This window comes from Zoogloea sp., from assembly GCF_017302315.1.
GTDB lineage: Bacteria > Pseudomonadota > Gammaproteobacteria > Burkholderiales > Rhodocyclaceae > Zoogloea.
In genome coordinates this window covers 1-9,594 of the sequence record NZ_JAFLDT010000118.1, presented here as the reverse complement: position 1 = coordinate 9,594, position 9,594 = coordinate 1, and the positions used below count along the sequence as shown (strand labels likewise).

The 9,594-nt window shown below is 66.1% G+C and carries 7 protein-coding genes and 1 pseudogene; 3 read left to right on the top strand and 5 right to left on the bottom strand.

Going from position 1 to position 9,594, the window contains the following annotated elements; genetic code table 11:
- Positions 1–1,025, bottom strand: a pseudogene (locus J0L98_RS20255) (hypothetical protein); the annotation flags it as partial.
- A gap of 213 nt (positions 1,026–1,238) precedes the next feature.
- On the opposite strand from J0L98_RS20255, the gene J0L98_RS20250 reads away from it, so the two are divergent.
- Positions 1,239–1,967: a carbonic anhydrase family protein gene (locus J0L98_RS20250; protein WP_296413881.1), complete on the top strand. Its 729-nt coding sequence runs from the start codon at positions 1,239–1,241 to the stop codon at positions 1,965–1,967.
- A gap of 81 nt (positions 1,968–2,048) precedes the next feature.
- On the opposite strand, the gene J0L98_RS20245 is transcribed toward J0L98_RS20250, so the two are convergent.
- Positions 2,049–5,939 carry an FAD/FMN-binding oxidoreductase gene (locus tag J0L98_RS20245; protein ID WP_296413879.1) on the bottom strand — a complete coding sequence of 1,297 codons (3,891 nt, stop codon included), beginning with the start codon at positions 5,937–5,939 and terminating at the stop codon, positions 2,049–2,051.
- Between the two features lie 283 nt (positions 5,940–6,222).
- Positions 6,223–6,579, bottom strand: coding sequence for a RidA family protein (locus tag J0L98_RS20240; RefSeq protein ID WP_296413877.1), 357 nt, complete (start codon positions 6,577–6,579; stop codon positions 6,223–6,225).
- A 96-nt stretch (positions 6,580–6,675) separates the two neighbouring features.
- Between J0L98_RS20240 and ilvA the strand changes: the two genes are divergently transcribed.
- Both ilvA and J0L98_RS20230 read left to right on the top strand, forming a co-directional pair.
- Positions 6,676–8,196, top strand: coding sequence for a threonine ammonia-lyase, biosynthetic (gene ilvA, locus J0L98_RS20235; protein ID WP_296413874.1), 1,521 nt, complete (start codon positions 6,676–6,678; stop codon positions 8,194–8,196).
- Positions 8,197–8,287: 91 nt separating this feature from the next.
- Positions 8,288–8,560, top strand: a complete 273-nt coding sequence (locus J0L98_RS20230) for a helix-turn-helix transcriptional regulator (protein ID WP_296413872.1) — start codon at positions 8,288–8,290, stop codon at positions 8,558–8,560.
- Positions 8,561–8,671: 111 nt separating this feature from the next.
- Here the strand turns inward: J0L98_RS20230 and J0L98_RS20225 are convergent, their stop codons facing one another.
- Both J0L98_RS20225 and J0L98_RS20220 read right to left on the bottom strand, forming a co-directional pair.
- On the bottom strand, positions 8,672–9,079 hold the full coding sequence (locus J0L98_RS20225; protein ID WP_296413870.1) for a transcriptional regulator: 408 nt from the start codon (positions 9,077–9,079) through the stop codon (positions 8,672–8,674).
- On the bottom strand, positions 9,076–9,360 hold the full coding sequence (locus tag J0L98_RS20220; protein ID WP_296413867.1) for a type II toxin-antitoxin system HigB family toxin: 285 nt from the start codon (positions 9,358–9,360) through the stop codon (positions 9,076–9,078). The genes J0L98_RS20225 and J0L98_RS20220 overlap by 4 nt, the downstream gene beginning before the upstream one ends.
- Positions 9,361–9,594: the final 234 nt, after the last annotated feature.

Below are 9,594 nucleotides of genomic sequence, written 5' to 3'. Positions count from 1 at the left end.
CTCTTCCGATCTACGCCGGGCAGCACACGCACGTAAGCGGGGCCCAGGTCGGCCAGCAGTTCGAGGGCCGGGCCATCGCCCGCGCCGTCGCCCACCACCACCAGCACGCTGCCGGCGTGGCCGGCGGCACGCACATCCATATGGGCGGAATCGGCGGCGCACAGCTGCTGGGGCGCGTCCAGGCCGAGGCCGGCGAGGCGGTCGAGGGCGTCGGCGGTGCCGAGGATCACCCGCGCCGCGCGCAAGCGTTCAAGGGCCGCGGTGGACAGCACCGGCGGCAGCTCCAGGCCCAGGCTGACCACGGTGAGGGGCGGCAGGGGCTCGGGTGTGGCGGCCGGTTCTTCGGGCATCGGATCGGCGGCGGCCAGTGCGTCGGTGTCGAGCGGCGCGACGGCATCAACCCGTGCCTCGGCGAGCGGTACGGCTTCGGGCTGCCCGGCCACACCGTCGGCCAGGCCGGGCATCTCGATCTGCTCGCCCCGGGCTGCTTCCCGGTCGGCGTCACCTTTGCCGCGACGGCGCTTGCGCTTGCGTCGGGGGCCGGACGGGCCTTCACCTTCGGAGGAGGTGACGTCGGCGTGGACGTCGTCAGACTCCACGTCGGCAAGGCCGGACACCTCGCCCGCAACGACAAGGGCGGCAAGCGGCTCGGACTCCGGCTGAGGTACGGGGGCAGGCTCGGCGAGGGCTTGCACGGCAGGCGCGGTGGCAAGGGACGCCTGTTCCGGTGCCACCTCCGTCACGACCTCCGCTGCAGCCTCAGGCGAGCCTTCAGTCAGCGCGAACAGATCGGCCGTGACCTCGCCGGACGGGGCTTCGGTCTTCTTGACCCGGGGCTTGCGCGGCGCACGACGGGGCTTGGGCTGGGCGTCGGTCCCGTCAGCAGCGGACGCCGCCGCCGGGGCTTCAGCCGGGGGGGTGGCGCTCTTCTTCTTGCGCGGGCTGCGGGTAGGCGCCGTGGGCGTGGCGGGCGGGGCCGCCTCGGTCAGGTCGGCCAGCGGGGCGGGATTCAGTTCGTCGCTCATGCTCGATCGGCCGCCGCTTGCGCGACCGGAAAAACGGGGGTCGCAGAATAGCACGAAGCCTTTTCAGGCCGCGGCCGGGAGACTCGACCCACCTCCGACGCTGCGCGTTTTTAGTATTTTTTTTATTTGGGCTCAAGTTCCTGTCGTCGCGCTCGAAATCCTGCAGAGCGAGGACCATCCGCCCTTGCTCGACGACAACATCCGGGAGACACCATGAAGACAAAGCACCTGATCGCATTCGCACTTGCCCTGGCCACCACCGGCGGGACTGCCCTGGCCGGCGACGACCACGGCGGCTCCGTCACACCCAAGCCCTACACCGCGGGTGCCACGCTGACCAAGTCGGTCCAGGCCAGCATCACCCCTGACAAGGCTCTGGAGATCCTGAAGGCCGGAAACACGCGATTTGCGGCCAACAAGCCCCTCCGGCGCAACCTGAAGGCGCAGGTCCAGACAACGGCGCTCGGCCAGTACCCGTTTGCCAGCGTGGTCGGCTGCATCGACTCCCGGGCGGCACCCGAACTGGTGTTCGATCAGGGCGTGGGTGATCTCTTCGTGGCACGGGTGGCCGGCAACACGGTCAATGAGGACATCCTGGGCAGCCTGGAATACGCCTCCAAGGTGGCCGGCTCGCGCCTGGTGGTGGTGCTGGGCCACACCAGCTGCGGCGCCGTGAAGGGTGCCTGCGACGACGTGAAGATGGGTAACCTGACCGGCCTGCTGGGCAAGATCAAGCCGGCCGTCGCAGCAGCGTCGACCCCGGGCGAGCGCAATTCCCACAACCATGCCTTCGTGGGTGAAGTGACCGAGCTGAACGTGAAGCAGGTGGTGCAGCGCATCCGCGACGAGAGCCCGGTGCTGAAGGCCCTGGAGGACGAAGGCAAGATCCGCATCGTCGGCGCCCTCTACGACACCAGCAATGGCAAGGTGATGTGGTACTGAACGCCGTCTGACCCTGCTGTAAAAGCACCAAGGCCCGCACATGCGGGCCTTGGTGCTTTTACGGGTGGCGGAAGGGGCGGCTTACAGCAACACGCGCTCGATGCCGCCCTGGTTGGCCTTGCCCACGTAGTCGGACATCCAGTTTTCGCCCAGGATGTGCTTGGCCATCTCGACCACGATGTAGTCCGCATCCACGCCACCCGCGTCGCCGGAATAGCGCGACAGGCCCTGCAGACAGCTCGGGCAGGAGGTGAGGATCTTCACCGGGGTGGCGGCGTCGGCGCCGCGGAGCTTCTCGGCGCCCTTCTCGATCTCTTCCTGCTTGCGGAAGCGCACCTGGGTCGAAATATCCGGGCGGGACACGGCCAGGGTGCCGGATTCGCCGCAGCAGCGGTCGGACAGATCCACCCGCGTGCCCATCAGCTCGTTGGCCACCTTGATGCCGGAATGAACCTTCATCGGGGTGTGGCAGGGCTCGTGGTACATGTAGCGGGTGCCGGTGATGCCTTCAAGCTTGAGGCCCTTTTCCATGAGGTACTCATGGATGTCGAGCAGCCGGCAGCCGGGGAAGATCTTCTCGAACTGGTACTTCTGCAGCTGATCCATGCAGGTGCCGCAGGACACGATCACCGTCTTGATGTCGAGATAGTTGAGCGTGTTGGCGACCCGGTGGAAGAGCACCCGGTTGTCGGTGGTGATCTTCTGGCCGGCGTCTTCCTCGCCCGCGGCGGTCTGCGGGTAGCCGCAACACAGGTAGCCCGGCGGCAGCACGGTGGTGGCACCCACCTGGTAGAGCATGGCCTGGGTGGCGAGGCCGACCTGGCTGAACAGGCGCTCGGAACCGCAGCCCGGGAAGTAGAACACCGCGTCCGACTCGTCGCGCTTGACCTGCGGGTTGCGGATCACCGGGACGATGGCGTCGTCCTCGATGTCCAGCAGTGCGCGGGACGTGCGCTTGGGCAGGCCGCCCGGCATGGGCTTGTTGATGAAGTGGATCACCTGGGCCTTGATGGCCGGCTTGCCCAGAGTGGCGGGCGGGTGCTGCACCTGCTCCTGGATCAGCCCGAGGCTCTTGCCGATGCGGTGGCCCAGGCGCTGGGCCTTGTAGCCCCAGCCGATCATGCCGCTGCGGATCAGCTTGATGGTGGCCGGGTCCTTGGCGGTGAGGAAGGCCATGGCCGCAGCCTTGCCGGGGTTGAAGGACTTTTTGCCCTGCTCGCGCAGCAGGTTGCGCATCTTGATGGACACGTCACCGAAGTCGATGTCGACGGGGCAGGGCTTCTCGCACTTATGGCACACGGTGCAATGGTCGGCCACGTCCTCGAACTCGGCCCAGTGGGCCAGGGACACGCCGCGGCGGGTCTGCTCCTCGTAGAGGAAGGCCTCGATCAGCAGCGAGGTGCTGAGGATCTTGTTGCGCGGGCTGTAGAGCAGGTTGGCGCGGGGCACGTGGGTGGAGCACACGGGCTTGCACTTGCCGCAGCGCAGGCAGTCCTTGATGTCATGGGAGATCTCGCCGATGGCGGTCTGCTCCATGATCAGGGATTCATGCCCCATCAGGTTGAAGCTGGGGGTGTAGGCGTTGTCGAGGTTGCCGCCCTTCATCAGCTTGCCGCGGTTGAAGCGACCTTCCGGGTCCACCTTGTTCTTGTAGGCCCAGAAGTTGGCCATCTCGGCGTCGGTGAGGTAGTCGAGCTTGGTGATGCCGATGCCGTGCTCGCCGGAGATGACGCCGTCGAGGCTGCGGGCCAGGGCCATGATGCGGTCCACGGCCTTGTTGGCCGTCTGCAGCATCTCGTAGTTGTCGGAGTTGACCGGGATGTTGGTGTGCACGTTGCCGTCGCCGGCGTGCATGTGCAGGGCCACGAAGACGCGGCCGCGCAGCACCTGCTTGTGCACCTTTTTGATGCCCTCGCTCACCGGCGCGAACAGCTGGCCATCGAAGATCTTGTCGAGGCGCGGCTTGAGCTCGGTCTTCCAGCCGGTGCGCACGGAGTAGTCCTGCAGGCGGTGGAACAGGCGCGGATTGGCCGCCCGGTTGGACAGCTCGCCGGCCACCACGCCGTACTCGGCAAAGTACGGCTCGGCTTCGGCCAGGGGCAGGTCAAGGTTGTCCAGCAGCCACTGCCAGCGGCGGCGCACCAGGGCCACGTAGGCCAGGGCATCCTTGCGGCGTTCGCCGATCAGCTCGTCACGGGAGATGGTGGCGTCACCGGTGTCCAGGGGCAGTTCGCCCTGCAGGTATTCGGTGAGGGCATCGCACAGGGCCAGCTTGTTCTGGGTGGACAGCTCGATGTTGATGCGCTCGATGCCGTCACAGTAGTCGCCCATGCGCGGCAGGGGAATCACTACGTCCTCGTTCACCTTGAAGGCGTTGGTGTGACGGGAGATGGCGGCGGTGCGGGAGCGGTCGAGCCAGAACTTTTTGCGCTGCTCGGGGCTGACGGCGATGAAGCCCTCGGCGCCGCGGGTGTTGGTCATGCGGATGACTTCGGAGGCGGCGGTCATCACCGCGTTCTCGTCGTGGCCGACGATGTCGCCGATCAGCACCATCTTGGGCCGCCCGTGGCGCTTGGCCTTGGTGGTGTAGCCCACCGCCTTCACGTAGCGCTCGTCCAGGTGCTCGAGGCCGGCCAGCAGCACGCCGGCGGCGTTGCCGGCACCGCCGGGCTTGAAATAGTCGGTGATCTCGACGATGGCCGGCACGGCTTCGCGCACCTGGCCGAAGAACTCCAGGCACACGGTGCGGGTGACGGGCGGCATCTTGTGCAGCACCCAGCGCGAGGCCACGATGAGGCCGTCGGTGCCTTCCTTCTGCACACCGGGCACGCCGCCCAGGAACTTGTCGGTCACGTCCTTGCCGAGGCCGTCCTTGCGGCAGGAGGCGCCGGGCAGGGAGAGGATTTCTTCGGAGAGGAACTTGTAGCCCTTGGCGTCGAAACGCTTGAGGCGGAAGTGCACGGTTTCCTGTTCGTGGATCTTGCCGAAGTTGTGGTCGAGGCGTTCCACCTCCAGCCAGTTGCCGTCCGGCGTGACCATCTTCCACCAGGCCAGGTTGTCGAGCGCTGTGCCCCACAACACGGCCTTCTTGCCGCCGGCGTTCATGGCGATGTTGCCGCCGATGCACGAGGCGCTGGCGGAGGTCGGGTCCACGGCAAACACGCGACCGGCGGCCGAAGCGGCTTCGGAGACGCGCTCGGTGACCACGCCGGCGCCGGTGCGGATGGTGGCGTAAGGGGCGCTCATGGGGCCGTTGAGGCCGGGCAGCACCACTTCCTCGACCGGGCCGATGGAGATCAGCTTTTCGGTGTTGATGACCACCGACTTGGCATCCAGCGGCACGGCGCCGCCGGTGTAGCCGGTGCCACCCCCACGGGGGATGATGGTCAGGCCGAGCTCGATGCAGCTCTTCACCAGCGGGGCCATCTCTTCCTCGGTGTCGGGGTAGAGGACCACGAAGGGGTACTCGACGCGCCAGTCGGTGGCGTCGGTGACGTGGGACACGCGGGCATGCCCGTCAAAACAGATGTTGTCCTTGCGGGTGTGGCGGACCAGCTCGCGCTGCACGCGCTTGCGCAGCTCGGCGGTGTCTTCGAAGAGTTTGGCGAAGCGGTCGACGGCGCCGTGGGCCGCCACCACCAGGCTGGCCACCTTGGCGCTGCGCTCGGGGTCTTCGGCGCTGGCCTCCTCGCGGCGCTTCTCCACCTCATGCAGGCGGTGGCGCAGGGCCCCGATCAGCGCGCCCTGGCGATCCCGGTTGCCGAGCAGGTCGTCCTGCAGGTAGGGGTTGCGCTGGACCACCCAGACATCCCCCAGCACCTCGTAGAGCATCCGTGCGGAGCGGCCGGTGACGCGCTCGGAGCGCAGGGCATCGAGGGTTCGCCACGCGTCCTGGCCGAGCAGGCGGATCACGATCTCCCGGTCGGAGAACGAGGTGTAGTTGTAGGGAATTTCACGCAGGCGCTGGGTCATCGGGATACCTGGGTCTGTGCAGCGGAGAACGGAACATTTTAGCGGACCGCCCCGCCTTCTGTCGAAAAACAAAGCCTTACGGTTGATGGGGATTTGCCGGCGCGCTGCTGGAACAAGTGTGTGGACTCATCCCGGCAGGGTCGGTTCCGGCGTGGGGGCGACTTCAGTCGCCCGCGGACTTCGATTAACGGCCTGCCGGTGATCGGAGCGTGATGGGCGACTGAAGTCGCCCCTACAAGTCGCCCCTACAAGTTGGCCCCGGAAAGGTGGCGCTTGCCCTTGCTTACCCCCGCAGGGCTGCCTGCACGGCGATCTCCACCCGCCAGCCGGGTTTGGCCAGGCGCACCACCTGCACACAGGCCCGGCTCGGCGCCGTACCGGCGGGCAGCCAGGCGTCCCATACGGCGTTGACCACGTCGTAGTCGGCCATGTCGGTGAGGTAGAGGGTGGCCATCAGCAGGCGCTCCTTGCCGCTGCCGGCCTGCTCCAGCAGGGTTTCCAGGCTGGCCAGCATGGCGCGGGTCTGCTCGGCAATGGCTGCCGTTTCGTCGGGGGGCACTTCAACGCAGTACACCACCCCGTTGTGGGTGGTGGAGTCGGAATAACGCGGCGTGGTGCCGGCGCGCTGGATGGGGTTCATGGAAGGCTCCGATGGGGCAAAGGTGCGTATGTTGCAGCGCGGGCGCTCCGGCTGCTACCCTCCAGTGCTTCCCCCAGCCGATACGCAGGTTCAGCCATGAGCGCGCAGCACCCCGACTACCTCCAGAAGATCCTCACTGCCCAGGTCTATGACGCGGCGATTGAAACGCCCCTCGACCTGGCTCCGAACCTGTCGGCGCGCATCCACAACAAGATTTACTTCAAGCGCGAGGACATGCAGCCGGTGTTCAGCTTCAAGCTGCGCGGCGCCTACAACAAGATGGCCAGCCTCAGCCCGGCGGCCCTCAAGCGCGGGGTGATCTGCGCCTCGGCCGGCAACCACGCCCAGGGCGTGGCCCTGTCGGCCAAGAAGCTCGGCGCCCGCGCCGTCATCGTCATGCCCACCACCACCCCGGCCATCAAGATCGACGCGGTGAAGCGCCACGGCGGCGAGGTGGTGCTGGCCGGCGAAAGCTATTCCGACGCCTACGGCCACGCCAAGGAACTGGAAAAGACCGAGAAGCTCACCTTCGTCCATCCCTACGACGACGTGGAGGTGATCGCCGGCCAGGGCACCATCGGCATGGAGATCCTGCGCCAGCACCCCAAGCCCATCCACGCCATCTTCTGCTGCGTGGGCGGCGGCGGCCTGCTGGCTGGCGTGGCGGCCTACGTGAAGCGGGTGCGCCCGGAGATCAAGGTGATCGGCGTGGAAACCATCGACGCCGACGCCATGACCCAGTCCCTGGCTGCCGGCAAGCGCATCGAGCTGCCCACGGTGGGCCTGTTTGCCGACGGCGCCGCGGTGAAGCTGGTGGGCGAGGAGACCTTCCGCCTGTGCCAGGAATACGTGGATGAGATGATCCTGGTGGACAACGACGCCATCTGCGCCGCCATCAAGGACGTGTTCGAGGACACCCGCTCCATCCTCGAGCCCGCCGGCGCCCTGGCCGTGGCCGGCGCCAAGGAATACGCCAAGCGCCACGCCCTCAAGGACAAGACCCTGGTGGCCGTGGCCTCCGGTGCCAACATGAACTTCGACCGCCTGCGCTTCGTGGCCGAACGCGCCGAGGTGGGCGAACAGCGCGAAGCCGTGCTGGCCGTGACCATCCCCGAAAAGCCCGGCTCCTTCAAGAAGTTCTGCGATCTGCTGGGCAACCGCAACATCACCGAGTTCAACTACCGCTACGCCGATGCGGCCAAGGCCCACATCTTCGTGGGCGTGGGCGTGCACAACCGGGCCGAAGGCGTGCGCATCACCGAGCTGCTGCAACGCCACGACCTGCCCTGCCTGGACCTCACCGACGACGAGATGGCCAAGAGCCACATCCGCTACATGGTCGGCGGCCACGCCCCCCAGGCCGAGAACGAGGTGCTCTACCGCTTCGTCTTCCCCGAGCGCCCGGGCGCCCTGCTCAACTTCCTCGACACCCTGCGCTCCGACTGGAACATCAGCCTGTTCCACTACCGCAACCACGGCGCCGACTTCGGCCGGGTGCTGGTGGGCATGCAGGTGCCCCCGCAGGACCGCGAAGCCTTCCAGGGCTTCCTGGCGCGGCTGGGGTATGAGTATGTGGACGAGACGGGCAACCCGGCGTACCGGATGTTCCTGGGGTAAGGGTGCCCGGCCCCCTGTAGTACAGCCTGTATTGCGTATCGCAGATTTACAGCCTACGATGCGTATATAGAAAATACAGCCTGGGGCCTGTATGGAACACTTTACCGTACGCACCGCGGAGCAACTGCCCATGCTCCTGCAGGCCTTCCGCAAGAATGCCGGCCTGACCCAAAGCGAAGTGGCACTGCGCCTGGGGGTCACGCAACAGACCTACTCGGCGCTGGAACGCAATGCCGAAAAGGTCAGCGCCGGGCGACTCCTGAAATTGCTCGGAATCCTCGGGGTGGAGCTCGTCCTGAGCAAACCCGGCGCCGACCCGCAACCCGCATCGGCGCCAGGCTCTCCCGACAGCCCGGTCTGGTAGCGGACGCATCCTGGGTGGCTTGCAGGGTGCTGACGAAGGGCGGCGGGGGTAGCCCACCAAAAACGTCCGGACAGGTGAGCGCTGAGGTGGTCTGCGCCCACCCTGCGGTCATTACACCGTGAAAACCTCCATCGGCACATGAAAGCGTGCCGCCAGCGCGGCGACCTGCCGAAGGTTCAACGCCCGCTTGCCGGAGAGCACCTCCGACACCACCGGCTGCGGCCCCACCTCCGGCAACTCACTCTGCTTGATGTCGTGTTCCACCATCAGTGCGCGCAGCAACTCATGTGGCGGAAGCTCGGGCCACGGATGCACCCTCGCCTCATACTCGCGGATACGGTCAGCCACAATCGATACCAGCCCGAAGATCGGGTGGGCATCGTCATCCCCAAAGCGCTCGAAGGCTTCATCCACAAAGGCCAGCAGCTCGGCATGGTGCGCCTCGTCGCGGATCGGGGTAGCCAAGCCCAGCGCGTCATTCACCGCAGTCCAGGGGGCGAGGATGTCGACAATGCTCATTTCCAGTCTCCTTTGTCGTAATCGGCGTGTGTCAGCACAGCTTTGACCCACAGTAGCTGGGGGGCAAACGCAATGGCAGCAATCAGTTGATACTTGTTGCCGCCAATGTTGAATACAAAGCGCTCCCCCACCTTGTCGACCCCGCGAAACGCGGCCCTCAAAGCCGCAAAATTTGCGTCGCTACCTTTCTCGATCAGTTGTCGAAACGCTTGCAAAGGCGCTTCAGCATCGGCGTGCTCGGCGGCGAAATCGCGTAGCGCCTTGTTCGAAATCAGCTTCATTTCTCGAAAATATAGCAACTTGCTATATTCAACAAGCAGCAATGACAAGCCAAACCGCCCCAAGCAAGACCTTTGCATTCATCGATACACCGACGCCCATCGGAATATGAATCGCCCCGGGTTTCGCGGAGGCTCCCACTCTTGAGAAGATGGAGCCATGAAGAAGACAACGAAATACGCCCCGGAAGTGCGCGAGCGTTCAGTGCGGATGGTGTTCGAGCAGCGCAGCGAGCA

What these genes read in the sequence shown, in the direction of transcription:
- J0L98_RS20250 (WP_296413881.1), top strand. Translation starts at nt 1,239, where the DNA reads ATGAAGACAAAGCACCTGATCGCATTCGCACTTGCCCTGGCCACCACC.
- J0L98_RS20245 (WP_296413879.1), bottom strand. Translation starts at nt 5,939, where the DNA reads ATGACCCAGCGCCTGCGTGAAATTCCCTACAACTACACCTCGTTCTCC.
- J0L98_RS20240 (WP_296413877.1), bottom strand. Translation starts at nt 6,579, where the DNA reads ATGAACCCCATCCAGCGCGCCGGCACCACGCCGCGTTATTCCGACTCC.
- ilvA (WP_296413874.1), top strand. Translation starts at nt 6,676, where the DNA reads ATGAGCGCGCAGCACCCCGACTACCTCCAGAAGATCCTCACTGCCCAG.
- J0L98_RS20230 (WP_296413872.1), top strand. Translation starts at nt 8,288, where the DNA reads ATGGAACACTTTACCGTACGCACCGCGGAGCAACTGCCCATGCTCCTG.
- J0L98_RS20225 (WP_296413870.1), bottom strand. Translation starts at nt 9,079, where the DNA reads ATGAGCATTGTCGACATCCTCGCCCCCTGGACTGCGGTGAATGACGCG.
- J0L98_RS20220 (WP_296413867.1), bottom strand. Translation starts at nt 9,360, where the DNA reads ATGAAGCTGATTTCGAACAAGGCGCTACGCGATTTCGCCGCCGAGCAC.